We start from the raw sequence: 24,472 nt of genomic DNA, 5'->3' as shown, positions 1-24,472 counted from the left end.
CTTCTGGGGTGCGTGACGCGCGCAAACGGAATTTACGGCCCCGGGGGGTCAAACGGCCCCATCGCCTCGGGGCCATAAAAACAAGGGGTCCAAACGTGGACAGGAATGTTTTCGCGACCCCACCAGCCGGCGAAAGGGGCCCACCAATACTTGTGCACCGCCCCCCCTACACCCTTGGGTTGTGCCCGCCGGTCATCCTCGTGGGCGTTTCGGGATACCCGTATTTGAGCGAAGATGCGCGCCTCGATCTTGGGTCAGAGGACGATCCGACAAAAGACGGCCCCGCCAATGATGTTCTGGCCATGAAGGCCACGCTGATGCAGCGCGGCTTTGACCCGGAGAACATCCTCGTCTTGGCAGACGGGATTTCCGGGACCATTCTGCCCACCCGCGACAACATCATCGAGGCCTTCAGAGCAACAAGCGCCAAACTGACCGGGCATCGGCTTGATCACGGAAGGCCGCGAAAGTTGCTTTGCGCCGGTAGATCGAAATGCGACCCGACCTTGTCGCCAAAACAATCGCCGGCGCGCTGGCGGAGCGGGACGTCAAACACGCCCGGATCGCGTGCTTGCACTCTGAGCTGTTCATCCGTCATATCGCCGGGTTGTGCTTGACGTGCGGGTCGCCAGCCCAAAAGGTGAGTGGCGTGGATGATGTGCGCATCGCATGCATCGGGTCCGGACAGGAGCAGGGGAATAATGACCGTAGTTGAGGCCTATAGACATTCCTGGGCGCAGCGCCGGTTTGTGATCCCGCTGTTCATCATGATCCGGGTCTTCAGTGCAGGGGTGATCGTTCCGATCATAGTGCTGCTTGTGCCGCTGGCGCTGTCATTGTCGGGACAGGCGGCGCTCACGGATCAGGATATTGCGGCGTTCTTCGTCTCGCCCGCCGGGTTTCTGGTCTTTCTGGGGATTGCATCAATCCTGCTGATGGGCTCGGTGATTGGCCTTGCGGCGATGACGCTCAAGATACGGCAGGGTCCGTCCAGCGGGCTGACGTCGCTCAGGCGCACTCTGGCGCTGATGAGTGTGCGCCTGCGTGCGATCATCACCTATGCGGTGCGGCTGGTCCTGCGCGTGCTGATCATCGTGGGCCCCTTTGCGTTGGCCGCTCTGGCTGTCGCCTGGGCGCTGATCGGGCAGTATGACATCAACTTCTACCTCTCGAGCCGTCCGCCCGAGTTCCTTGTCGCCATGGGGCTGATCGGGATCATCGTGCTGGTGATGGCAGTTGTGCTGCTCAGCCGGTTGTTGCGCTGGGCGGTCTCATTGCATCTGGTGATCTTTGACAAGGTCGCGCCGGGCGACTGCTTTGGTCAAAGTGCGCAGTTGATGGAGGGGCAGCGCCTGAACCTTCTCAAGGCGATACTTCTCTGGCTGGCAGTGCGGATGGTGCTGATTGTCGGCGTCGGCATCATCCTTGGCTGGCTGATGAGCCTTACGGTCGAAAACATCGGTGTGGCGTTTCGCATCAAACTGGCGTTGGCGCTGGGGATCGCCCTGTTCTGGGGGCTGTGCAACCTGCTGATCAGCGCTATTGCGCTGGGGGCATTGGCGCGGATCCTGAATGGCTGTTTCGGCGGAGCGCGCGCGCCGGATGTGGTGCCCGAGATTGCGGGGGGACAGTTGCTGACCCTGCGCACTCTGGGTGCCGGCGCTGTGGCTCTGACCCTGTTCGGTCTGATCGCGGGCGCAGTGATGATCCAGCGGGTGCAGGCCGAGACTTCGGTTGAAATCATTGCCCATCGCGGGGCAGCCGGGATGCGGCCTGAAAACACGCTCGCCTCGATTCGCCAGGCGGTAGAGGACGGCGCGGATTGGGTCGAGATCGACGTGCAGGAAACCGCGGATGGCCAGGTCGTTGTGATGCATGACAGTGATTTCATGAAGCTGGCCGGTGTGGATCTGAGGATCTGGGAGGCGACACTGGACGATCTGTCCAGGATCGATATCGGGAGCTGGTTTGATCCCATCTACGCAGATCAGCGCACGCCCCTTCTGGAGGATGTGCTTGAGATCGTCCGGGATAAATCGAACCTGCTGATCGAGCTGAAATACTATGGTCACGACGTCGACCTTGAAGCGCGTACCATCGCCACTGTCGAAGCTGCGGGCATGGCCGATCAGGTCGCCACCATGTCGCTCAAGTACCCGGCTGTGCAAAAGATGAAAGAGCTGAAGCCCGACTGGACCGCAGGGGTGCTGGCGGCCACGTCCATCGGCGATCTGGCGCGGCTGGATGCGGATTTCATCGCCGTCAGCACGGCAATGGTCAGCCCGCGTCTGATCCGCGCGGCGCATCACAACAACAAGAAACTCTATGTCTGGACGGTGAATGATCCGTTCCAGATGTCGGCAATGATTTCGAAAGGCGTGGACGGTCTGATCACCGATGAGCCTGCGCTGGCGCGGCGCGTGATTGATATTCGCGCCGAACTGAGCACGCCAGAGCGCATATTCCTGATGTTTGCCGAAAACTTCGGGCTGTCGATCTCGGAGCAGCGCTATCGCGACAACTCCTCGTAGGCGGGGAATCAAACATGACTGCGCGGTCGGTTTTTTGCCCGGACAGGTGCAACTTGGCTTCTGTCGATCCCGCGCCCCGCGCATAGTGCGCGAGGACCAGAGATTCGTCCTGTGCAATTGACACGCATACATATAGTAAGTATGCATACATAAATCACCGCAACAGAGGGGGGAGACCGATGTCGCAACAGCTCGGAACGCTGGAAGACCTGCCAGAAGATTATCGTACGGCCATGACAGAGGCCGGCGTCGCGCCGCTTTGGCCGATGATGCGCAATGTCCTGCCTCATGACGCGCCCAACCCGGTGACGAAATCCGGCCATTGGGCATTTGACGCAGTGCGGCCATTGCTGATGCGCGCGGGCGAGTTGACCCCCGTGGAAAAAGCCGAACGCCGCGTCCTGGTGCTGTCTGATCCCGGTCGTGGAACCGGCGCGATGCAGGCCACATCCTCGATCTATCTGGGCATGCAACTTCTGCTGCCTGGGGAAAGCGCGCCTGCGCATAAGCACACGCCATCGGCGGCGCGGATCATTGTCGAGGGAACCGGCGGCTATACGGTTGTGGACGGCGAAAAGCTTCCGATGGAGGAGGGCGATCTTGTCCTGACGCCCGGTGGCGACTGGCATGACCATGGCCATGATGGCAGCGATCCCGTGATCTGGCTGGATGCGCTGGATCTGCCACTGTTTGTGTATCTTGAAGGATCCTATGCCATCGAAGGCGAATTGCAGGCGCAGCGCAATCGCCCCGACGCGTCCGAGGTTGAATACCGCGCTGCGGGTCTGGCCCCGTCGCGGCGGCTCGACAGCTCCGTGCGCCGTTATCCGATGATGCGTTATCCGTGGGTCAAGACCGAAGCGGCCCTGCGCCAGATGGCGAAGTACGGCGATGATGGCATTGCCGAACTGGATTACATCAACCCGGAAACCGGTCAGGACGTGCTGCCGACCATGGGCTTTACCGCCATGATGCTGAACGCAGGCCAGATCGACTCGCCGCCGTTGCGTTCGGCCTCTGCCGCATTCCATGTCGTCCGGGGCCGTGGCACCAGCGTCGTAAATGGCCAGACGATCCACTGGGGCCCCAAGGACACGTTTACCGCTCCGGTCTTCGCCGACATCACCCATACGGCGGAGGAGGAAAGTTTCCTTGTCCGCGTCCATGACCGCCCGCTTCAGGACAAGCTGGGCTATTACGAGGAACGCGCGAAATGAGCCTGTTGTTTGATCTGCCCGAAATCCCTGCGCTGCCTGTCAAGGGCGAGGATGCGGGCTATCCCATCGGTCGTATCTTTTGCGTGGGCCGCAACTATGCTGCCCATGCCGCCGAGATGGGCTTTGAGGTTGACCGCGAAGCGCCGTTCTATTTCACGAAATCACCCGCGAATGCGATGCTGACAGGCGGCTCTACCCCGTATCCGCCGGGCACCGAGAATTTCCATCACGAGATGGAACTGGTGATGGCCATCGGATCACCGGTGTTTCGCTGTTCAAAGGACGAAGGTCTGGCGGCTGTCTATGCCTATGGCTGTGGTCTGGACATGACCCGGCGCGACCTCCAGATCGCCTCGCGCAACAAGCAGCGCCCCTGGGATCTGGGTAAGGATGTCGAAGACAGTGCGGTTCTGGCACCGCTGACCAGGGCCGCCGATTTCGGGCCGATCGCCGACCAGCGCATCTGGCTTGAGGTGAATGGTGAGATCAGACAGGACGCGACCTTGGCAGAGCTGATCTGGAAGGTCGATGAAATCGTTGCGGATCTTTCCAAGTTCTATCACCTGCGCCCGGGCGATCTGATCATGACCGGCACGCCTGCGGGCGTCGGCCCGGTGGTTGCCGGTGACACCATTACAGGCGGTATCGACGGGTTGGAGCCGATTTCCCTGACCCTGACGGATCCCGAGTAACCCATGTCGGACCGGATCCTGATTGCAGGCGGTGGAATTGGCGGGCTGGCCACAGCCATCGGCCTTGCCCAAAAGGGTATCGCCTCGACGGTGCTGGAAAAAGCCTCGGTTCTGGGCGAGATCGGGGCGGGCATTCAGCTTGGCCCCAATGCGTTCCACGCCTTTGACTATCTTGGTGTCGGCGACGCTGCGCGCGCCATGGCTGTCTATATCGACAACCTGCGCCTGATGGATGCCCTGAGCGGGGAAGAGATCACCCGAATCCCGCTGGACGATGCGTTCCGGACCCGGTTCGGCAACCCCTATGCCGTGGTCCATCGCGGCGATCTGCATGGTGTCTTCCTGAAAGCCTGTCAGGACCATGACCTTGTTGATCTGCGCACCAGCGCAGCCGTCGCCCGCTATGATCAGGACGGCGTCTCGGTCACGGTCGAGCTGGAAAGCGGGGACCATATCAAAGGCCGCGCCTTGATCGGCGCGGATGGCCTCTGGTCCAATATCCGCAAACAGGTGGTGGGCGATGGCCCGCCGCGCGTGTCGGGTCATACGACGTATCGCTCTGTGATACCGGTCGATCAGATGCCCGAGGATCTGCGCTGGAACGCCGCCACTCTCTGGGCCGGGCCGAAATGCCATATCGTGCATTACCCGCTGTCGGGCTGGAAGCAGTTCAACCTGGTTGTCACCTATCACAACCACGCCGCCGAACCCGTTGCCGGCAAGCCGGTCTCGCATGACGAGGTGCGCAAGGGATTCGAGCATGTGCATCCCAAGGCCCGGCAGATCATCGACAAGGGCCGCGACTGGAAACTCTGGGTGCTGTGCGACCGCGATCCGGTGATGAACTGGGTTGATGGCCGTGTTGCGCTGTTGGGGGACGCCGCGCATCCGATGCTGCAATATTTTGCGCAAGGGGCCTGCATGGCCATGGAAGACGCGGTCTGTCTGTCCCATGAGCTCAGCCATGGCGATGACCTGCAATCCGCGCTTCTGGCCTATCAGGACAGACGCCATCTGCGCACCGCCCGCGTCCAGCTGCAATCGCGCCAGATCGGCGAGCATGTCTATCACCCCGCCGGGGCCCATGCGGCCCTGCGCAACGCGGTGATGAGCGCGCGCGGACCCCGGGAATGGTACGATCAGATCGACTGGCTTTACGGATCGACAGGTCTGGAAGGGGCGGTCTCGCCGGAAACGCGGCGTGCCTCGGCTGGGGTGAATGGTTAGATGCAGTATATGCCATAATGGGCAAAATAATGCGCCAAGAGGCAGGGATACATACCGGTTTGGTTATGTTTACTGGGTTTTTCTGTTATATGGCATAACTAAACCTTGATTGGTCGAAAGGACCGCACTTAACTAAGACTGAGTACACCTACAATCACGGTCTCAACATTCGGGGAGGAATGAAATGGCCAAGCGTAGAGAATTCATGAGCCTTTTGGGCGGAGTGGCTGTTGCCGCCGTCATGGCAACAGGTGCCATGGCCCAGGAGGTTACCCTCAAACTTCACCAATTCCTGCCAGCGCAGGCCAATGTGCCAAAACTGGTGCTGGATGTCTGGGCTGACAATGTCGAGGCCGCCTCGGATGGCCGAATCGAGATCCAGCGCTTTCCCTCCATGCAATTGGGTGGCACGCCGCCCCAGCTGATCGACCAAGCCATTGATGGCGTGGCAGATATCGTCTGGGCTGTGGTCGGCTTTACACCGGGCCGCTTCCCGCGCACCGAAGTGTTCGAACTGCCCTTCATGGTCTCTGATGCCCGCGCGGCCTCGTCCGCCTATTGGCAGATGTTCGAAACCCATATGAAGGACGCCGATTTCCAGGACGTCAAAATTCTGGGCACATGGGTGCACGGCCCCGGCATGCTGCATACCAAGGATCCGGTGAACGTACCCGGCGATCTGCAGGGCATGAAGATCCGTGGCGGCTCGCGCATGGTGAACCAGCTTCTGGAAAACATCGGGGCCACACCGGTCGGTATGCCTGTCACGGCGATTCCGGAAGGTCTGTCCAAGGGCGTGATCGACGGCACCACCATTCCATGGGAAGTCACCACAGCGTTGAAGATCCCCGAGCTGGTCAACAACCATACCGAATTCGACGGCCCGGCGATCTATAACCTGACCTTCGTTCTGGCAATGAACAAGGACAAGTACGAAAGCCTGCCCGACGATCTCAAGAAGGTCATCGACGACAATTCCGGTCTGGAGTTCTCGATCTTTGCCGGGGGCACGCAGTCGGATGCCGATGGACCCGCACGTCAGTTGGCGGTGGAAAACGGCAACAATATCATTACGATCTCGCGCGAAGACGCGGCCCAGTGGGAAGAACTGGCCAACCCGATCTATGCGGCATGGGTTGCGGATATGGAAAGCAAGGGCATCGACGGTCAGGCTCTGATCGACGAAGCGCGCGCTCTGATGGATGCCTATGCGTCCAACTGAATGAACATGGGCGGTCTGATGCAAGGGCCGCCTCTATAAGGTCGAAAGGGAGGAAACCAATGACCAATCGAAGAACAGTTCTGGGTCTGGTCGGGGGCGCTGCAATTGCGGCACTGTCCACCGGATTCATGGCCACCAGCGCCATGGCACAGGAAGTCACTCTGAAACTGCACCAGTTTCTGCCAGCGCAGGCCAACGTGCCGAAGCTGGTTCTGGATGTCTGGGCGGACAATGTCGAAGCCGCCTCGGATGGCCGCATCAAGGTCGAGCGGTATCCCTCGATGCAGCTGGGTGGCAAACCCCCAGAGCTGATGGATCAGGCGATTGACGGTGTTGCCGACGTGGTCTGGACGGTGGTCGGCTATACGCCGGGTCGCTTCCCCACCACCGAGGTGTTCGAGCTGCCGTTCATGATGACCAATGCCCGCGCCGCAAGCCGCGCCTATTGGGAAATGTTCGAAAAGCACATGAAGGACACCGAGTTCAAGGATGTTCATATTCTTGGAACATGGGTGCATGGCCCCGGTCTGCTGCACACCAAGGATCCGGTGACCACGCCCGAAGATCTGCAGGGCATGAAGATCCGCGGCGGTTCCCGCTCGGTCAACTCTCTGCTGACGCTGCTTGGCGCAACGCCTGTGGGCATGCCCGTGCCTGCCGTCTCCGAAGGCCTGTCCAAAGGCGTCATCGATGGCACCACGATCCCATGGGAAGTAACGACCGCGCTGAAAGTGTCGGAACTGGTATCCAACCACACCGAGTTCACCGGCAACGCGCTTTATGTGCTGACCTTCGTTCTGGCGATGAACAAGGACAAGTATGAAAGCCTGCCCGATGATCTCAAGAAGGTCATCGACGACAATTCCGGTCTGGAGTTCTCGATCTTCGCCGGTGGCACACAGGAAGACAGCGATGGTCCGGCCCGTCAGCTTGCCGTCGATCGCGGCAACAACATCATCACGCTGGATGCCGAGCAGACAGCGGTATGGCGTGCAGCGGCTCAGCCGATCTATGACAGCTGGGTCGAAGACATGAACGGTCGTGGTCTTGACGGTCAGGCACTGATCGATGAAGCCCGCATGCTGATCGACAAATACACGGCAGAATACACGAACTGATCGTGTCACACTCACGGGCCATGGCGCGATGTTTGCGCCGTGGCCCATCATGTTGAGGCATGAAAAGGGCAGGGGATTCATGCATAGACTGATGATGGGATTGGCCAAGTTCATGGCCATACTGGGCGGAATCGTCCTGAGTTTTCTGATACTGCTGACCTGCGTATCCGTCCTGGGAAGAAGCCTGAACGGCTTGTTCCACGGAGATTTCATGGAACGCATCGCGCCGGGCTTCTCGAAATGGATGATCGACATCGGTGTTGGCCCGGTGAACGGCGATTTCGAACTGGTCGAAGCCGGCGTGGCCTTTGCCATCTTTGCCTTCATCCCTTTGTGCCAGATCACCGCCGGACATGCCTCGGTGGACATTTTTGCCAATGCATTCCCCAAATGGCTGGACCGCACCCTGCGCACCGTTACCGAGATCGTGTTTGCGCTTGTGCTGATCCTGATCGCCTGGCGTCTGTATGACGGGATGACTTCGAAAATGCGGTTCGGAGAAACCACCTTCCTCATCCAGTTCCCGATCTGGTGGGCCTATGCGGCCAGCCTTGTCGGTGCGGTCATGGCCGCGGTGGTCGGGGTCTATATGGCCTGCGTGCGGGTTATCGAATTTGTCACGGGTCAGACCCTGATCGCAGATGGAGCAGGAGCGGATCATTGAGCAGTCTTGAAATCGGCATCGCGTCCTTTCCGGCGCTGATGGTGCTTATCTTTCTGCGTGTGCCGATCGGGCTTGCGATGTTCCTCGTGGGTCTGTTCGGTCTGATCCTTGTGACCGATGGCACCAATGTCGCCTTCTCCCGTCTCAAGAACGAGACCTTCACCACCTTTTCCAGCTATTCACTGTCGATCGTACCGATGTTCCTGCTGATGGGCCATTTCGCCACGCTGGGGGGCATGTCCACCGCTCTGTTCAAGGCGGCCGAGGGCTTTCTGGGTCACCGCAAGGGCGGTGTGGCCATGGCCTCTATCGGTGCCTGTGCGGGCTTCGGGGCAATCTGCGGGTCCTCTCTGGCCACCGCCGCCACCATGGGCCGCGTCGCCCTGCCCGAGCTGAAACGCTATGGCTATGCGGGCGGGTTCTCCACCGCGACACTGGCCGCCGGAGGCACGCTGGGTATTCTGATCCCGCCCTCGGTGGTGCTGGTGATCTATGCCATCCTGACCGAACAGAATATTGCCAAACTGTTCATCGCCGCCTTCATCCCCGGTATTCTGGCGGCACTTGGCTATATCATCGCCATCTCGATCTATGTGCGGCTCTACCCCGAAAGCGCCGGCACCCGCGAACCAATCCCCATGTCCGAGCGGATGCGCAACCTGCTTGCCGTCTGGCCGGTGCTTCTGGTCTTCGGGCTTGTGGTCGGCGGCATCTATGCCGGATGGTTCACGCCGACCGAAGGTGCCGCCATCGGCGCGGCGGGCACTGGCCTGATTGCGCTTCTGAATGGGGGGCTGAACTGGTCCACGCTGATCGAAAGCTTTACCGTGACCGCGCGCTCTACGGCGATGATCTTCTTCATCGTGCTGGGGGCGGCCTTCTACAACGGCTTTCTGGCGCTTACCCAGGTTCCGCAGGAGCTGTCGAACTGGGTGGTCGATCTGGGCCTGAGCCCGTGGATGGTGCTCTCGCTGATTCTGGTCTTCTATCTGATCTTCGGTTGCCTGATGGACAGCCTGTCGATGATCCTTCTGACCATCCCGATCTTCTTTCCGGTGATCAGCGTCCTTGATTTCGGGATGAGCGCCGAACATGTGGCCATCTGGTTCGGCATCCTCGTTCTGATCGTGGTCGAGGTGGGATTGATCACGCCTCCTGTGGGGATGAATCTGTTTATCATCAACGCGATGGATCGCAGCACGCGCATGATAGATACCTACAAGGCGGTTCTGTTCTTTGTCGGCTCTGACATCATTCGGGTGGTCATCCTTGTGATGTTCCCGATCATTACCCTGTTTCTGGTTCCAAACTAGGCGATGCCAGCGTCTTGACGCGCGGGCATCGCTCTGCTCTTTTAGATATGATTAATAACTATTATACAGCTGACATAAAGAAAGACCTGCCCATGACACATCCTGAAGCATCAGCGAGCCGGGCGCATGGATAAGCCATTGCTGTGCGATCAACAGGGCAGCGTCGCGATCCTGACCATGAACCGTCCCGACAAGCGCAATGCCATGTCCGAGGATCTTCTGGATGCTCTTGACGCCTTCTTTTCCGCCCCGCCCGACGGCGTGCGCGCGGTGGTGCTCAAGGGCACTGCCGGTCACTACTGCTCGGGCCTTGATCTGAGCGAGCACAAGTCGCGCGATGCCGAAGGCACCATGCGCCACTCGCGCCATTGGCACGTCGTCATGGACAAGATCCAGTTCGGAGGCCTGCCGGTCATCTCGGCGATGGAAGGGGCCGTGATCGGTGGCGGTCTGGAACTGGCCACCGCGACGCATGTGCGTGTCGCCGAGCCCTCGTGCATTTTCCAGCTTCCCGAAGGGCGGCGCGGTATCTTTGTCGGCGGCGGAGCCACGGTGCGCGTGGGGCGTATTCTTGGTGCGGACCGGATGACCGAGATGATGCTGACCGGGCGCAAATACAACGCCGAAGAAGCGCTGGCGCTGGGCCTGTGCCATTACACCACCCCTGCGGGTCAGGCCGAGGCCAAGGCCATGGAGCTTGCCGACAGCATTGCCCAGAACGCGACGCTGTCGAACTATGTCATGATACAGGCGCTGGCCCGGATCGCGGATATGTCGAAATCCGATGGCCTCTTTACCGAAAGCCTTGCCGCCGCACTGGCCCAGACCAGCCCCGATGCGGTCGAGGGACTGGCGGCCTTCCTTGAAAAACGCGCGCCCCGGTTCCGCTGAGATGCCCCGCCTGCCCAAGGAAACCAGCCAGCCGGCCGAGATCAGCGACGCCACCCTGCGCAGCTTTTCCGGCTATGTGATGAAACGCGCCTTCAACGCCATTCAGGCTGATGTGAACGCGGCCCTGGCACCGCTTGAACTGCGGATGCTGACCTTTTCGGCGCTCTCGGTGATCGTCGACAATCCGGGCCTGCGCCAGTCGCAACTGGCCGACACGCTTTCGATCGAGCGACCAAATCTGGTGATCGTTGTGGATGAACTGGAGCGCCGCGATCTGATCAACCGCAATCCGGCTCCGGATGATCGGCGCGCCTATGCGCTGCAAGCCACGCTCAGGGGGATGCGACTTTACAAGAAGGCGCTGGTCGCCGTGCAGGCGCATGAGGCGCGCATGACCAGGGGTCTGAGCGAGGAGGACCGCCAGACCCTGATCGCGATGCTGTCCCGTATCGAGCTGTGAAAGACATGAGGGAGGACTGACATGACCCAATACCGCCCACATAAGGTGATCCGCGAGGACCGCGCCGATGGGACGGTTCTGCTGCGCTCGGGCTATGAGATGTCCGAGGTGGTTGATACCTCTGCCGTCTGGCTGCGCCGATGGGCCGATGCGCGCCCCGACGGCGTGTTCCTGGCCGAACGCAGCGGGCAGGGCTGGCGCGAGCTGACATATGCCGAGACGCTGGGGCAGGTCGAACATGTCGCCGCAGCCCTGCTGGCGCGCGGCCTCGGGCCGGGCACGCCGATCCTGATCATTTCGGGCAACAGCGTTGATCATGGCGTGCTCACGCTTGCCGCGCATATGGTCGGTATCCCGACGGTTCCGGTCGCGGAGCAATATGCGCTCATCCCCGGAGCCGAGAAGCAACTGCGCTATATCGCCGGGCTGACGCGCCCCGCGATGGTGTTTGCCGAAGATGGCGCGGTGTTTGCTCGCGCTCTGGCGCTGCCCGAGCTTTCTGGTTTGCAGATGGTGGTCAGCCGCAATGTCCCCGAGGGCGCGACGCCTTTTACCCATCTGCTGAAAGGCGCCCCGGGCGTCGATCTTGCCGCCGCCGAAGCGCTGGTTGGCCCGGATTCGGTGGTCAAGATCCTGATGACTTCGGGTTCGACATCAAACCCCAAGGGCGTGGAAACCACGCATCGCATGATGTGCGCCAACCAGGCGATGATCGTGGATGCCCTGCCGTTCCTGCGGGACCGCCCGCCAAGGATCGTCGACTGGTTGCCGTGGAACCATGTGTTTGGCGGATCGCATAACTTCAACATGATGCTGGCCAATGGCGGCAGTCTTTACATCGATGGCGGCAAACCGGTCAAAGGGCTGGTGGACAAGACCATCGAGAACAACCGCCTGATCAATGGCACCATGGCGTTCAATGTTCCCGTCGGCTTTGCCATGCTGCGCGACGCCATGCGCGAGGATGCCGATCTGCGCCGGCAGTACTTCAAGGATCTCGACATGCTGTTTTACGCCGGGGCATCCCTGCCGCAGGATGTCTGGCAGGACCTGCACGAGATGGCCGTCGAGGTGCGCGGAGCCGCCCCCCTGATGAACTCGTCCTGGGGGCTGACCGAAACCGGCCCGGCCAATCTGATCCAGCACGAGCCGACAACCATGTCCGGTGTCGTGGGCGTGCCCATGACCGGGGGCACGGTCAAGCTGGTGCCGGATGAGGGCGCGCGCTGGGAGGTCCGGGTGAAGGGCCCCAACATCTTTACCGGCTATTTCAATGATCCCGAAAAGACCGCTGCCGCCTTTGATGACGAAGGTTATTTCCTGACTGAAGATGCCATGGTGCTTCTGGATCCGGACAACCCGAATATGGGTCTCAAGTTCGACGGGCGGATCTCGGAAGACTTCAAGCTGATGACCGGGATCTGGGTGCGCGCTGCCGCTCTGCGCCTCACGTTGCTGCCTGCGCTGGCCCCGCTGGCGCAGGACGTGGTCATCACCGGAGAGGGGCATGATGCGGTGGGCGTTCTCATCGTGCCGACCCCCGCCACCGTTTCGGCCCACAACCTCGGCGACGATCAGGGGATCTGGCGCGGTCCCGAGCTTGAAGCCGAGATCACGGCCCGCCTCACAGAGCTTGCCGCCAAGGCGCAGGGTCAGTCCAACCGCGTCAGCCGCGCGCTGATCCTGTCCGAGCCACCATCGATCGCCGAGGGCGAAATCACGGCCAAGGGCAATCTGAACTTCCGTAAACTGCTGACCCGCCGGGCGGGGATCCTCGATCGGCTCTATTCCGACGATCCGGCAGTAATCAAGGTGTAAGCACATGATCTACCTCGACAAAATCCGCGCAATCGACATCCATACCCATGCAGAGGAACCCTGCGGCTGTCATCCCGACGATGGCTATGACGATCTGCAGGCCACCATGGCAAAGTATTTCCGCGCGCCCTGGACGCACCCGCCCACTGTGCCGGAAACAGCCCAGCATTACCGCGATCAGAACATCGCTGCAGTGATCTTTCCCGTCGATGCCGAGCGCGAAACCGGCTATCGGCGCTATGCCAATGAGGAGGTCGCCGAGATCGCGGCCGAGAACAACGACGTGCTGATCCCCTTCGCCTCGATCGACCCGCACAAGGGCAAGCTCGGGGTGCGCGAAGCCCGCCGCCTGATCCGTGACTTTGGCATCAAGGGGTTCAAGTTCCACCCCACGATGCAGGGGTTTTATGCCAATGACCGCATGGCCTATCCACTTTACGAGGCGATCGCCGAAGAGGGGGGTATCGCCCTCTTTCACACCGGTCAGACCGGCGTGGGATCCGGCATGCCCGGTGGCAATGGCATGCGCCTGAAATACTCCAACCCGATGTATATGGATGATGTCGCCGTTGATTTTCCCGACATGAAGATCATCCTGGCGCACCCCTCGTTCCCCTGGCAGGAGGAAGCCCTGGCCGTCGCGCAGCACAAGCCCAATGTCTATATCGACCTCAGCGGCTGGAGCCCGAAGTACTTTCCCGAGATCCTCGTGCGCTATTGCAACTCGATCCTGCGCAAAAAGGTGCTGTTCGGTTCGGACTGGCCGATGATTTCCCCGGAACGCTGGCTGTCGGATTTCGATGGCATCGCGATCAAGGATGAATTGCGGCCCGACATCATCAAGAACAACGCAGCCCGTCTGCTGGGGTTGATGTAACGCATTATAATGCATTACTCCGCAATATGTTGCATACTTATCATTTTGATGCATGATGCAGACAGCAAGCGACTCGGGGCTGTGTGATGGGAGGAACTCTCGCAGCCTGAACAACCCGCGCAAGACGTGGGGCGGGTTGAAATGTCCGGTTCAGCCGGACATCTGGGAGGACAACATGACACGCAATCGCAACGCAGCCCTCTGGTTCGTCGACCGCCACCCCGATCAGGGCCGCGCCGACAAGGAGGCCTTTCGAGAAGCTGCCGGCACCAAACGCAGCCTGAGCTATGGTGGCCTGGCTGAACAAAGCGCCCGCGTTGCCGGCGCGCTTGGCCGCGCGGGCATCAACCGCGAGGAACGCGCGGTGATGCTGATGCTGGATCAGCTTGAATTCCCTTCGATCTTCTGGGGCTGCCTCAAGGCAGGCGTGGTCGCGGTTCCGCTCAACACGCTTCTGGCCACGGATGTCTATGAGGTGATCCTGAACGACGCGCGGGCGGCGATCCTGTTCGTATCCGAAGAACTGCTGCCCGTCGTCCTGCCTGCGGCGCTGAAAACCCCCTCCCTGCGTCAGATCGTTGTGATCGGCACAGCACCCGAGGGCACCACCAGCTTTTCGACCTTCATGGATGGCGCGAACCCGGCCAAACCTGTCGAAGTGTCTGATGATGAATGTGCATTCTGGCTTTATTCCTCGGGCTCGACCGGGCAACCCAAGGGCGTGCGCCATGTGCATTCGGCCCTGAAATCCACGGCGGATACCTATGGCGCTCAGGTGCTGGGCATCCGTGAGGACGACACAGTCTATTCCGTGGCCAAGCTGTTCTTTGCCTATGGGCTCGGCAATGCGATGACCTTCCCCATGAGCGTCGGTGCAACCACCGTTCTGTTCAATGGCAGGCCCACCCCCGATGGTGTGGCCGGTATTCTGGAGGCCGAGAAACCGACGATCTTCTGCGGTGTCCCGACCCTCTATGCGGCGCTTGTGCAGCATTTGGAAACCGCTGGTCTGCCGGATGCTCCCTTGCGCGCCTGCATCTCGGCCGGCGAGGCGCTGCCCGAAGAGATCGGCAAGAAGTGGAACGGCTTCTGGGGTGTGGATATCCTTGATGGCGTGGGCTCGACCGAGATGCTGCATATCTTCCTGTCCAATGCGCCGGGAGATGTCGCCTATGGCACATCCGGTGTGGCGGTGCCCGGATACGAGCTGCGTCTTGTCAATGAGGACGGTGTCGAGGTCGGCACCGGTGAAATCGGAGAGCTTCTGGTGAGGGGCGCATCGGCGGCGGATGGCTATTGGAACAAACGCGACAAGACACGCACGACCTTTGAGGGTGAATGGACCCGCACCGGTGACAAGTATGAACGCCGCGCTGACGGGCGGCTGGTCTATTGCGGGCGCACCGATGACATGTTCAAGGTCTCGGGGATCTGGGTCTCTCCGTTCGAGGTCGAGCAGTCGCTGGTCTCGCATCCCGCCGTGCTCGAGGCCGCCGTGGTCCCGGCCCGCGACAGCGAAGGCCTGGAAAAGCCCAAAGCCTTCATCGTTCTCAAACAGTCCGGTGGAAGTGTCGCGACCGGCGAACTGCAGGACTATGTCAAAGAGAAGATCGGCAAATGGAAATACCCGCGCTGGGTCGAATTCGTCGATGATCTGCCCAAGACCGCGACCGGCAAGATCCAGCGCTTCAAACTGAGAGACCCGGCCTGATGGACTGGACAACCACACCTGCCGCGCCGCTTACCGTGAACGGAGTGGCATTGGAATACGCCTGCTATGGGCCGCCGCCCTCCGAGGCCGCAACGCTTGTGCTGCTGCACGAGGGGCTGGGCTGCGTGGCGCTGTGGCGTGATTTTCCGGCAAGGCTGGCGGATGCCACGGGCTTGGGTGTCTTCGTCTATTCCCGGCAGGGTTACGGGGCCTCCGATCCCATTGCGCTGCCGCGCCCTCTGGATTTCATGACGCGCGAAGCGGTTGATGTGCTGCCGGGGCTGCTGGATGCCATCGGTTTGCGCCGGGGCATCCTGTTTGGTCACAGCGACGGGGCCACGATTGCCGCGATCTATGGCGGCAGTGTCGAGGATATGCGCATCCGTGGCCTTATCCTCATGGCACCGCATTTCTTCACCGAAGAGGACGGACTTGCCGAAATCGCCAAGGCGCGCACCGCGTATCAGACGGGCGATCTCAAACCCCGCCTGGCAAGGTATCATACGGATGTGGACGGTGCCTTTCTGGGCTGGGCCGACACCTGGCTCAATCCCGGGTTCAAGGATTGGAACGCGGCGGATGCCATTGACCACCTGCGCATTCCTGTCCTGGCCATTCAGGGGCGTCAGGATCAATACGGCACCCTTGCCCAGGTTCACGAGATTGACGAGCGCGCCTATTCCCCCGTCGAACTGGCGATCCTTGAGGATTGCCAGCATGCGCCCCAGTTCGAACAACCCGAGCGCACGCTTGACGTAGTGAGCGAGTTCGTCACCCGGCTTGAGCGCATAGAAGCCGCGCAGGTGCAGATTGCATAAGATCCGTCTTCCCGATCACGCCTATGTGCCGGGAGAAACTGCGCGCCATGCCGAGGGTGCCTTCGACAGCTTTCACGACAGTGTCACGCCGGGAATGGGGCGGGATGCTTTGCAACATACGCTCGCCTGGCGGGCCGGTCTCTTGTTTCTTGAACAGGGATACTTCTGGGAAGCCCATGAAGTGCTTGAGCCGGTCTGGATGGCCACGCCGCACGACAGCGCCGAGCACCAGATGGTGCAGGGCGCCATCCAACTGGCCAATGCCGCCCTGAAACAGGTGATGAACCGCCCCGCCGCCGCGCGGCGTCTGTGCGAACGCGCGCGCGGTCATGCCCGGGCCGCCCGTTCGTCCGGAGGAGACATCGTGATGGGCATGGAGGTCGCCGACCTCGAGCAGAAGATCGAATCACTGGAGGCGCAACTGGGTTCGGAATAGTGCATTTTAATGCATATCACGGATTTGACCCAGAACGGGAAATCGTCAATATACTGAATTTAATATATCTTTTATAAGCACTATCCTGCACATACAGGCTTTACTCAACGGCATCACCGCATTAAAGTGCATCAACAATACTTCTTAGGGAGGGCATTCCATGTCCAAGGTCATCGACTTCCAAACTGATCCGGCTGCCTATCGTCACTGGCGGGTCGAATATGACGGTCCTGTCGCGAACCTCTTCATGGACGTGGATGAAAAAGGCGGCCTCTTTGACGGCTATGAGCTCAAGCTCAACTCCTATGATCTGGGTGTGGATATTGAGCTGGCCGATGTGGTCCAGCGCATGCGCTTCGAGCATCCCGAAGTCAAAGTCGTCATCATGCGCTCGGGAAAAGACAACGTGTTCTGCGCCGGTGCCAACATCCGCATGCTGGGGGGTGCCGCCCATGCTCACAAGGTGAACTTCTGCAAATTCACCAATGAGACGCGCAACACCTATGAAGCCGCCGAAGAAGACAGCGGCCAGAAATACATCGCCGCCGTCAAAGGTGCCTGCGCCGGGGGCGGCTACGAGCTTGCCCTGGCGTGCAACTACATCATGCTGACCAATGACAGTTCGTCCTCGGTCGCGCTGCCCGAAGTGCCGCTGCTGGCGGTGCTGCCGGGAACCGGCGGGCTGACGCGTGTCACCGACAAGCGCAAGGTGCGCCGCGACCGTGCAGATGTGTTCTGCTCCATCGAGGAAGGGGTCAAAGGCCAGCGCGCGGTTGACTGGCGTCTGGTGGATGAGGTTGTGCCGAACTCGAAATTCGACGAGGTCGTCGCGCAGCGCGCACAGGAATTCGCCGCCGCATCCAAAAAGGCAGATGTGCAAAAGGGCATCACCCTGACCCCGCTGGCGCGCAGCTTCGCCGAAGACGGCTCGGTGTCCTATTCCTGCGTCGAAGTCGCGCTGGACCGTGGCGCAAGCCGCGCCACGATCACCCTCAAAGGCCCCGATCAGGATGTGCCCGCCGATATGGACGCAGCACAGGCGCTGGGCGCGGATCTTTACCTGCTGCGTCTTGCGCGTGAACTGGATGACGCGATCCTGCACCTGCGCCTGAACGAGCGCGATCTGGGGCTGGTCGTCTTCCAGACCCAAGGCGACCCCGAAGCCCTTCTGGCCCACGAAAAGCTGCTGCTGGACAATGCAGACCACTGGCTGGCCAACGAGATCCTGAAATACTGGAAACGCGTTCTCAAGCGCGTCGACATGACATCGCGCAGCCTTGTTGCGCTGGTCGAACATGGCTCATGCTATGCCGGTGTTCTGGCGGAACTGCTGTGGTCCGTCGATCGCTCGTACATGATGCTGGAAGAGTTCGACGGCGATAATCGCCACCTGGCCGCCATAACGCTGAGCGAGTCGAACTTTGGCACTTATCCGATGAGCAATGACCTTACCCGGCTCCAGACCCGCTTCCTGGGAGAGCCCCAGCAGGTCGAGAAACTCAAGAGTTCGATCGGCACGCCGCTCGAAGCCGAAGAGGCCGATGAACTGGGCCTGATCACCTATGCCTATGATGACATCGACTGGGAGGACGAAGTGCGCATTTTCCTCGAAGAGCGCGCCAGCTTCTCTCCTGATGCAATGACGGGGATGGAAGCCAACCTGCGCTTTGCCGGCCCCGAAACCATGGAGACGCGCATTTTCGGCCGCCTCACCGCTTGGCAGAACTGGATCTTCCAGCGCCCCAACGCGGTGGGTGAGGACGGAGCGCTCCAGCGCTACGGCTCGGGCCAACGCGCCGATTACAACATGGAGCGGGTGTAAACCTGCAGGATTGGTGGGGTGTAACCCCACCCTACGGCCCCCGGCACTGTCGGTTCCGTCAACAAATGTAGGGTGGCGTTTCACGTCACCGCAGCAATGGAGAACCTCATGCTTGATCTGATCAATGTCAGCTATGACACCCAAATTCCGAACAATGTCGGCCTCAGCCAGGACAAGAAAGTCCTCAAGGCGCTGGAAAAATGGCACCCCGGTTACATCAACTGGTGGAACGACCTTATTCCGCAGAACTTTCAGGACAGCATGGTCTATCTGCGTACCGCCGTCTCTGTTGACCCCAAGGGCTGGGCCAAATTCGACTATGTGAAAATGCCCGAATACCGCTGGGGCGTTCTGCTGGCACCGCAGGTCGAAGACCGCCGCATTCCCATGGGCGAGCATTACGGCGAACCAGCCTGGCAGGAAGTGCCCGGCGAGTATCGCAACATGCTCAAGCGCCTGATCGTCATCCAGGGCGATACCGAGCCGGGCTCGGTCGAACAGCAACGCTTCCTCGGCCTGACCGCGCCGTCGCTTTATGACATGCGCAACCTGTTCCAGGTGAACGTCGAAGAGGGCCGCCACCTCTGGGCGATGGTCTACCTGCTGCAGAAATACTTCGGCCGCGATGGCCGTGAAGAAGCAAACGACCTGCTGATCCGCTCGTCAGGCTCAGAAGAAGCCCCCCGTATGCTGGGTGCCTTCAACGAGGAAACACCGGACTGGTTGTCCTTCTTCATGTTCACCTACTTCACCGACCGCGACGGCAAGATGCAGCTGGAATCGCTGGCGCAGTCGGGCTTTGATCCGCTCTCGCGCACCTGCCGCTTCATGCTGACCGAAGAAGCCCATCACATGTTCGTCGGTGAAACCGGCGTGGGCCGCACCATCCAGGCCACTGTCGAGGCGATGAACAAGGCGGGCATCACCGATCCCTATGACATCAACAAGATCCGCGATCTGGGCGTCATCGACCTGCCCACCATCCAGAAAAAGCTGAACCTGCACTATACGCTGTCGCTTGATCTGTTTGGCCAGGAGGTCTCGACCAACGCGGCCAATGCCTTCAACGCGGGCATCAAGGGCCGTTACATGGAAATGCGCATCGATGACGATCACAGGCTGACGAACGACACATACAATGTGCTCGATCTCGACGGCGACCGGATCGTCGAGCGCGAGGTGCCTGCGCTGACAGCCATCAACATGCGTCTGCGTGACGATTACGTGCGCGACGCCGCCGGTGGCGTGGGCCGCTGGAACAAGATCATCGAAAAAGCCGGTGTCGAATTCGAGATGAAGCTGCCTCACCAGGCCTTCAACCGCAAGATCGGCGTCTTTGCGAACAAGAATTTCGATCCGGACGGCAAACTTGTTTCGGGTGCGGAATTCGACAAGGGTCTGACCGAATGGTTGCCAACCCATGCGGATGGCGATTTCATCCAGTCGCTGATGAAACCGGTCTATGAGCCCGGCAAATTCGCCAGCTGGATTTCACCCCCCAAAGTCGGCATCGACAACAAGCCGGGTGATTTCGAATACGTCAAACTGCATATGGCATGATCGCAGGTGGCGGGGGGTTACCCCGCCACACCGCCCCCAACACCGGAGACCAGACATGGACACCAAGCGCCTCGCCGCCCACGCCCCGCGCACCCGCGCTCTGGCTCAGGATCTTGCCGACCTTCAGGGCCCCTGTCTGGGTTGCCCGGGCTGCGAAGGTCTGTGCCTTGCCCTGATCGAAGCCGTCACGCTGCCCGATGCGATCCTTGGAAAGAACACCGCCCGATGACTGCCCCGTTCAAACAACACCTGATTGACCCGGAAATCTGCATCCGCTGCTACACCTGCGAGTTGACCTGCCCCGAGCAGGCCATCGAACATGATGACAACAACGTCGTGGTCGATGCGACCAAATGCAACTTCTGCATGGATTGCATCCCCGTCTGCCCCACAGGGTCGATCGACGAATGGCGCGTGGTGGCCGAAAAAGACGCCGCCTATTCGCTTGAAGATCAATACGGGTGGCTTGAACTGCCGGATCAGGAAGAGATCGCCGCCCCCGAGGGATCGGATGCCGACACGGACGGCCTTGAAGACGCCATCGCCAAACTGCTGGCCGAAGCCCATGCCGGTGCCGGCGGCAAGGCCAAGGCTCCGGCAACCGCCTCGAAGCCAACGATCAACATGTACAACCTTGCCAAACCCGCCGTGGCAACGGTTCAGGGCAACTATCGCCTGACGGATGCAGACAGCGACAATGACGTACGCCACATCATCCTCGATCTTGGTGCCCAGCCCTTTCCGGTGCTCGAGGGACAAAGCGTCGGCATTATCCCGCCCGGCACCGATGCCAACGGCAACGCCCATCTGCCGCGTCTCTATTCCATTTCCAGCCCGCGCGACGGCGAGAGGCCCGGCTATAACAATGTCTCCCTGACCGTGAAGCGCGAAGAGAACGGCATCTGCTCGAATTTCGTCTGTGACCTCAAACCGGGCGACACCGTCAATCTGACCGGCCCGTTCGGCGCGACCTTCCTGCTGCCCGCCGATCCGCAGGCGCATCTGATGATGATCTGCACGGGCACCGGGTCTGCGCCGTTCCGTGGTTTCACGATGCGCCGCCAGCGCGAGGCCCCCTCGGCCCAAGAAAGCCTGACCCTCGTCTTCGGTGCGCGCCGTCCGAAGGAACTGCCCTATTTCGGACCGCTCAAGAAAGTGCCGGACAGTTTCATGGACAAGATCTTTGCCTTCTCCCGCGAGGAGGGTGAGCCCAAAGCCTATGTACAGGACAAGCTGCGCCAGAATGCCGAGAAGGTCGCGGCCCTGATGCAGGATCCCAAGGGCCATATCTATATCTGTGGTCTCAAGGCGATGGAGCATGGCGTCGAAGCCGCGTTGTCCGACATCGCGCGCGGCATCGGCCTCAACTGGACCGAGGTGCGCGATGCCATGCGCGATGACGGTCGCTATCACGTCGAGACCTACTGACCTTGGATCAGCCATTCGAACATGTGATCCGCGTGGGCTGGGGCGATTGCGACCCGGCGCGCATCGCCTATACCGCCCGCATCCCTGCCTGGGCGCTGGAGTCCATTGATGCATGGTGGGAACACCACCTGTCTGGCGACGGCTGGTTCCAGATGGAGACCGACCGCAATGTCGGCACGCCTTTTGTCAACCTGTCGATGGATTTCCGCTCTCCGATCACGCCGCGCCACCGGCTGCTGTGTCGGGTCTGGCCCACTAAACTGGGGTACAAATCCATCACATTCCGCGTAGAGGGCGTACAAAACGGTCAATTATGCTTCGAGGGCAGTTTTACCTGCGTCTTCACCATCGCGGATAAATTCATCAGCCAAAGCCCGCCCGAAGAGATAAGAGCCATCGTCGAGCCGCTGATCCGCGCCTGACTTGTGCACTTTCTTGCATTGATTGTACAAAGCTCACCGGCTAGAATTATGCAATATTCTACACTGTGAGTGGAATCCTCGTGGCGACGAACAGCAAGCTGAAACCCGATGCGGACACCCCTGCAAGCCCCGCCGATCTGGCGGTTTCGGTCGTGATGACGCGGGTCGGTGACCGCGTGCGCCGCGCCCGCGAACGCAAGCGTATCCCGCGCCGGGTATTGTCCGAGATTTCCGGCGTCAGCCCCCGCTATCTTGCCCAGCTTGAGGCCGGAGAAGGCAATATTTCCATAGGCTTACTCCAACGCGTCGCGATGGCGCTGGACCATCGGATCGAGTGGTTCCTGGCCGAAGATGACCCCTGGAGTTCTGAGGCCCTGCGCGTCGCTGACCTCTATCGTGCGGCCTCTGACGAGGTGCGTGACGTGGTGATGAAAACCCTCAGCCCCGAACCCACCGAGGCCATGCGCGCGCGTCGGATTTGCCTGATTGGCCTGCGCGGTGCTGGAAAATCCACCTTGGGTCGACAGATCGGCACCACTCTCGACATTCCGTTTGTCGAGTTGAACGAAGAAATCGAAGCGCAAAGCGGCATGCCCGTGGAAGAGGTCATGGCCCTTTATGGCCCCGAAGGCTATCGCAAACTCGAAGCCCAGGCACTGGCCCGGAGCGTTGCGACCCATGACAAGATGATCCTTGCCGTGGCAGGAGGAATCGTAGCAGAACCAGATACTTACGCATCCCTTCTGGCACATTTTCACACGATCTGGGTCAAGACATCTGCCGATGAACACATGGCCCGCGTCCGCGCACAGGGGGATGAACGCCCCATGGCGGGCAACCCCGAAGCGATGGAACAATTGCGATCAATCCTGACCAGCCGTGAGGCGCATTACCAGAAGGCTCAGGCCGTTCTGGATACTTCGGGCAAGACGGTCGAGCGCTCTGTATCCGAGCTGCAGCAATTGATTCAGGACCACCGGTTCCTGATCTGATATGCCGCTCCAAGCCATTGTTATTCTGGGCAGTTCTGCCTCAGGGCTTTCTCTTGCACTGGCCTGCGCCGGTGCTGGGCTGGCGGTCACCATCTGCGAGCCAGACCCTCACGCCCGCGAACGCGCCCAGGTGTTCATGCGTTCAGATGCGGCCGATCTTGTCGAACATATTGTATTTGCAGATAAATTCGAGGAGGCAGGCAGCGCGTCTTTTGTCTTTGACGCGCTGGATGCCGAAGATCGTGACCGCTGGTCGGATGAATTGGATGGCAACGGTGTCTTCGCCACGCCCCATGATGCGCCCCTTGCAGCCGCCCCTGCCGAGCGCAGCCTGCGTTTTGTGCCGTTCCAGCCGATGCAGCTCCGGCATCTGACTGAAATTTCAGGATTTTCCGAAACTTCAGACGAGGCGCTTACAGCGGCACACAGCCTTGCGACAACCATCGGGCGGGTGCCCGTCACACTCCCGCGCGGAACGCGATCCGTCGGATTGCGGCTGCTTGATCGATTGCATGAGGCTGCGGATGCATTGCTTCTGGACGGCGCGATCCTTTGGGAGCTGGACGAAGCCATGACCGATTTCGGTTTTGATCTGGGTTTCTATGAAGCGCAGGATCTCACGGGTCTCGATGTCGCCTATGCCCGGCGCAAAGCCCGGATGCGTCCCAGCAAGATCGCCGATCGCGCGGTCGAAGAAGGCCGCATCGGCAAGAAAATCGGGTGGGGGTGGTATCGCTATCCCGGCGGTGGCGGCGCGGTGATTGATCCCCTGATCGAAGACCTGATCCGCGAAGAAGCGTGGTTCGCCAAAGTCACGCAACGCAGCTTTTCTTCCGCAGAGACGATGCAAGTGATCCTGTCAGCTCTTCGCGCTGAAGCATCTGATATTGTTCGGGAAAATCAACTGAATGCTGCCGAAGATCTGGGCCGCATTCTGGTGCATGGTCTAGGATATCCCAAGGCCAAAACCGCGCTGGTGATCCCGGCCTAGCTCCAGTGCCGCAGGGCCTAGGCAGGCGGGTTCAACCAGTCCTTTTCAAACCGAACCTCGCTGACGCCGGCCAGCCGGGCGACACGCTGCAATTCGGCCTCCACCCGCCGCGTGCGGGCATCCGACCAGCGAATTGTTTGTTCGGGCCAGACCCTGCGCACGATCAGAACATCCCGATCGCGATAGGCTTTCATGTCGATCCGCCCGATCAGGCGGTCCTTCTCAAGCAGGGGAAAGACGTAATATCCATATGTCCTCTTGG

Annotated in this window: 22 protein-coding genes and 1 pseudogene; 22 read left to right on the top strand and 1 reads right to left on the bottom strand. The window is 60.4% G+C overall.

Features of this window, described 5'->3' with window-relative positions:
- Nucleotides 1-701 precede the first annotated feature (701 nt).
- The 22 genes from WAO69_RS08560 (at nucleotide 702) to WAO69_RS08455 (ending at nucleotide 24,210) form a co-directional block, all read left to right on the top strand.
- On the top strand, nucleotides 702-2,531 hold the full coding sequence (locus WAO69_RS08560) for a glycerophosphodiester phosphodiesterase family protein (RefSeq protein ID WP_422178037.1): 1,830 nt from the start codon (nucleotides 702-704) through the stop codon (nucleotides 2,529-2,531).
- 179 nt (nucleotides 2,532-2,710) lie between these two features.
- Entirely contained in the window at nucleotides 2,711-3,748 is a 1,038-nt protein-coding gene (locus tag WAO69_RS08555) for a cupin domain-containing protein (protein WP_422178035.1), read from the top strand.
- Nucleotides 3,745-4,440, top strand: coding sequence for a fumarylacetoacetate hydrolase family protein (locus tag WAO69_RS08550; protein ID WP_422178033.1), 696 nt, complete (start codon nucleotides 3,745-3,747; stop codon nucleotides 4,438-4,440). Before WAO69_RS08555 ends, WAO69_RS08550 begins: the two co-directional genes overlap by 4 nt.
- A 3-nt stretch (nucleotides 4,441-4,443) precedes the next feature.
- Complete coding sequence (locus tag WAO69_RS08545; protein WP_422178031.1) at nucleotides 4,444-5,667, top strand: 3-hydroxybenzoate 6-monooxygenase; 1,224 nt, start codon at nucleotides 4,444-4,446, stop codon at nucleotides 5,665-5,667.
- Nucleotides 5,668-5,851: 184 nt separating this feature from the next.
- Nucleotides 5,852-6,889: a TRAP transporter substrate-binding protein gene (locus WAO69_RS08540; RefSeq protein WP_422178029.1), complete on the top strand. Its 1,038-nt coding sequence runs from the start codon at nucleotides 5,852-5,854 to the stop codon at nucleotides 6,887-6,889.
- A gap of 59 nt (nucleotides 6,890-6,948) precedes the next feature.
- Nucleotides 6,949-8,007, top strand: coding sequence for a TRAP transporter substrate-binding protein (locus WAO69_RS08535; protein ID WP_422178027.1), 1,059 nt, complete (start codon nucleotides 6,949-6,951; stop codon nucleotides 8,005-8,007).
- A gap of 79 nt (nucleotides 8,008-8,086) precedes the next feature.
- Entirely contained in the window at nucleotides 8,087-8,671 is a 585-nt protein-coding gene (locus WAO69_RS08530) for a TRAP transporter small permease (RefSeq protein WP_422178025.1), read from the top strand.
- The gene (locus WAO69_RS08525; RefSeq protein ID WP_422178023.1) at nucleotides 8,668-9,984 is read left to right on the top strand and encodes a TRAP transporter large permease; all 1,317 of its coding nucleotides are present in this window, start codon (nucleotides 8,668-8,670) and stop codon (nucleotides 9,982-9,984) included. The genes WAO69_RS08530 and WAO69_RS08525 overlap by 4 nt, the downstream gene beginning before the upstream one ends.
- Before the next feature lie 126 nt (nucleotides 9,985-10,110).
- Nucleotides 10,111-10,875 carry a crotonase/enoyl-CoA hydratase family protein gene (locus WAO69_RS08520; RefSeq protein ID WP_422178021.1) on the top strand — a complete coding sequence of 255 codons (765 nt, stop codon included), beginning with the start codon at nucleotides 10,111-10,113 and terminating at the stop codon, nucleotides 10,873-10,875.
- A gap of 1 nt (nucleotide 10,876) precedes the next feature.
- Nucleotides 10,877-11,335, top strand: a complete 459-nt coding sequence (locus WAO69_RS08515) for a MarR family winged helix-turn-helix transcriptional regulator (protein ID WP_422178019.1) — start codon at nucleotides 10,877-10,879, stop codon at nucleotides 11,333-11,335.
- 21 nt (nucleotides 11,336-11,356) lie between these two features.
- Complete coding sequence (locus WAO69_RS08510) at nucleotides 11,357-13,153, top strand: feruloyl-CoA synthase (protein ID WP_422178017.1); 1,797 nt, start codon at nucleotides 11,357-11,359, stop codon at nucleotides 13,151-13,153.
- Nucleotides 13,154-13,157: 4 nt separating this feature from the next.
- Nucleotides 13,158-14,030, top strand: coding sequence for an amidohydrolase family protein (locus WAO69_RS08505; RefSeq protein ID WP_422178015.1), 873 nt, complete (start codon nucleotides 13,158-13,160; stop codon nucleotides 14,028-14,030).
- 52 nt (nucleotides 14,031-14,082) lie between these two features.
- Entirely contained in the window at nucleotides 14,083-15,741 is a 1,659-nt protein-coding gene (locus WAO69_RS08500; protein WP_422178013.1) for a benzoate-CoA ligase family protein, read from the top strand.
- Entirely contained in the window at nucleotides 15,741-16,559 is an 819-nt protein-coding gene (locus tag WAO69_RS08495; RefSeq protein ID WP_422178011.1) for an alpha/beta fold hydrolase, read from the top strand. The genes WAO69_RS08500 and WAO69_RS08495 overlap by 1 nt, the downstream gene beginning before the upstream one ends.
- Nucleotides 16,552-16,995, top strand: coding sequence for a DUF309 domain-containing protein (locus WAO69_RS08490; protein WP_422178009.1), 444 nt, complete (start codon nucleotides 16,552-16,554; stop codon nucleotides 16,993-16,995). Before WAO69_RS08495 ends, WAO69_RS08490 begins: the two co-directional genes overlap by 8 nt.
- 160 nt (nucleotides 16,996-17,155) lie before the next feature.
- The gene (gene boxC / locus WAO69_RS08485) at nucleotides 17,156-18,817 is read left to right on the top strand and encodes a 2,3-epoxybenzoyl-CoA dihydrolase (RefSeq protein ID WP_422178007.1); all 1,662 of its coding nucleotides are present in this window, start codon (nucleotides 17,156-17,158) and stop codon (nucleotides 18,815-18,817) included.
- Between the two features lie 108 nt (nucleotides 18,818-18,925).
- On the top strand, nucleotides 18,926-20,377 hold the full coding sequence (gene boxB, locus WAO69_RS08480; protein WP_422178005.1) for a benzoyl-CoA 2,3-epoxidase subunit BoxB: 1,452 nt from the start codon (nucleotides 18,926-18,928) through the stop codon (nucleotides 20,375-20,377).
- Between the two features lie 55 nt (nucleotides 20,378-20,432).
- On the top strand, nucleotides 20,433-20,606 hold the full coding sequence (locus WAO69_RS08475; protein WP_422178003.1) for a hypothetical protein: 174 nt from the start codon (nucleotides 20,433-20,435) through the stop codon (nucleotides 20,604-20,606).
- A complete protein-coding gene (gene boxA, locus WAO69_RS08470; RefSeq protein ID WP_422178001.1) occupies nucleotides 20,603-21,805 on the top strand; it encodes a benzoyl-CoA 2,3-epoxidase subunit BoxA in 1,203 nt (400 codons plus the stop codon). The genes WAO69_RS08475 and boxA overlap by 4 nt, the downstream gene beginning before the upstream one ends.
- Nucleotides 21,806-21,807: 2 nt before the next feature.
- Nucleotides 21,808-22,227 (top strand): acyl-CoA thioesterase, encoded by a 420-nt coding sequence (locus WAO69_RS08465; protein ID WP_422178000.1) that lies wholly within the window; start codon nucleotides 21,808-21,810, stop codon nucleotides 22,225-22,227.
- An 80-nt stretch (nucleotides 22,228-22,307) separates the two neighbouring features.
- Nucleotides 22,308-23,219, top strand: coding sequence for a helix-turn-helix transcriptional regulator (locus WAO69_RS08460; RefSeq protein ID WP_422177998.1), 912 nt, complete (start codon nucleotides 22,308-22,310; stop codon nucleotides 23,217-23,219).
- 1 nt (nucleotide 23,220) lies between these two features.
- Nucleotides 23,221-24,210: a 3-hydroxyacyl-CoA dehydrogenase family protein gene (locus tag WAO69_RS08455; protein WP_422177996.1), complete on the top strand. Its 990-nt coding sequence runs from the start codon at nucleotides 23,221-23,223 to the stop codon at nucleotides 24,208-24,210.
- A 17-nt stretch (nucleotides 24,211-24,227) separates the two neighbouring features.
- Here the strand turns inward: WAO69_RS08455 and WAO69_RS08450 are convergent.
- Nucleotides 24,228-24,472: pseudogene (locus tag WAO69_RS08450) on the bottom strand (winged helix-turn-helix domain-containing protein); the annotation flags it as partial.

The sequence above is a fragment of the Aestuariivita sp. genome (assembly GCF_049276915.1).
GTDB lineage: Bacteria > Pseudomonadota > Alphaproteobacteria > Rhodobacterales > Rhodobacteraceae > Aestuariivita.
The sequence above is the reverse complement of the archived record's forward strand: the minus strand, read 5'-3'. Positions and strand labels throughout refer to the sequence as shown.

Bases quoted from the DNA above. Each gene is read 5' to 3' on its own strand.
- WAO69_RS08475 (WP_422178003.1), top strand. From the start codon at position 20,433: ATGGACACCAAGCGCCTCGCCGCCCACGCCCCGCGCACCCGCGCTCTG.
- boxA (WP_422178001.1), top strand. From the start codon at position 20,603: ATGACTGCCCCGTTCAAACAACACCTGATTGACCCGGAAATCTGCATC.
- boxB (WP_422178005.1), top strand. From the start codon at position 18,926: ATGCTTGATCTGATCAATGTCAGCTATGACACCCAAATTCCGAACAAT.
- WAO69_RS08520 (WP_422178021.1), top strand. From the start codon at position 10,111: ATGGATAAGCCATTGCTGTGCGATCAACAGGGCAGCGTCGCGATCCTG.
- boxC (WP_422178007.1), top strand. From the start codon at position 17,156: ATGTCCAAGGTCATCGACTTCCAAACTGATCCGGCTGCCTATCGTCAC.
- WAO69_RS08535 (WP_422178027.1), top strand. From the start codon at position 6,949: ATGACCAATCGAAGAACAGTTCTGGGTCTGGTCGGGGGCGCTGCAATT.
- WAO69_RS08455 (WP_422177996.1), top strand. From the start codon at position 23,221: ATGCCGCTCCAAGCCATTGTTATTCTGGGCAGTTCTGCCTCAGGGCTT.
- WAO69_RS08500 (WP_422178013.1), top strand. From the start codon at position 14,083: ATGATGCAGACAGCAAGCGACTCGGGGCTGTGTGATGGGAGGAACTCT.
- WAO69_RS08550 (WP_422178033.1), top strand. From the start codon at position 3,745: ATGAGCCTGTTGTTTGATCTGCCCGAAATCCCTGCGCTGCCTGTCAAG.
- WAO69_RS08555 (WP_422178035.1), top strand. From the start codon at position 2,711: ATGTCGCAACAGCTCGGAACGCTGGAAGACCTGCCAGAAGATTATCGT.
- WAO69_RS08515 (WP_422178019.1), top strand. From the start codon at position 10,877: ATGCCCCGCCTGCCCAAGGAAACCAGCCAGCCGGCCGAGATCAGCGAC.
- WAO69_RS08495 (WP_422178011.1), top strand. From the start codon at position 15,741: ATGGACTGGACAACCACACCTGCCGCGCCGCTTACCGTGAACGGAGTG.
- WAO69_RS08505 (WP_422178015.1), top strand. From the start codon at position 13,158: ATGATCTACCTCGACAAAATCCGCGCAATCGACATCCATACCCATGCA.
- WAO69_RS08530 (WP_422178025.1), top strand. From the start codon at position 8,087: ATGCATAGACTGATGATGGGATTGGCCAAGTTCATGGCCATACTGGGC.
- WAO69_RS08510 (WP_422178017.1), top strand. From the start codon at position 11,357: ATGACCCAATACCGCCCACATAAGGTGATCCGCGAGGACCGCGCCGAT.
- WAO69_RS08545 (WP_422178031.1), top strand. From the start codon at position 4,444: ATGTCGGACCGGATCCTGATTGCAGGCGGTGGAATTGGCGGGCTGGCC.
- WAO69_RS08540 (WP_422178029.1), top strand. From the start codon at position 5,852: ATGGCCAAGCGTAGAGAATTCATGAGCCTTTTGGGCGGAGTGGCTGTT.
- WAO69_RS08560 (WP_422178037.1), top strand. From the start codon at position 702: ATGACCGTAGTTGAGGCCTATAGACATTCCTGGGCGCAGCGCCGGTTT.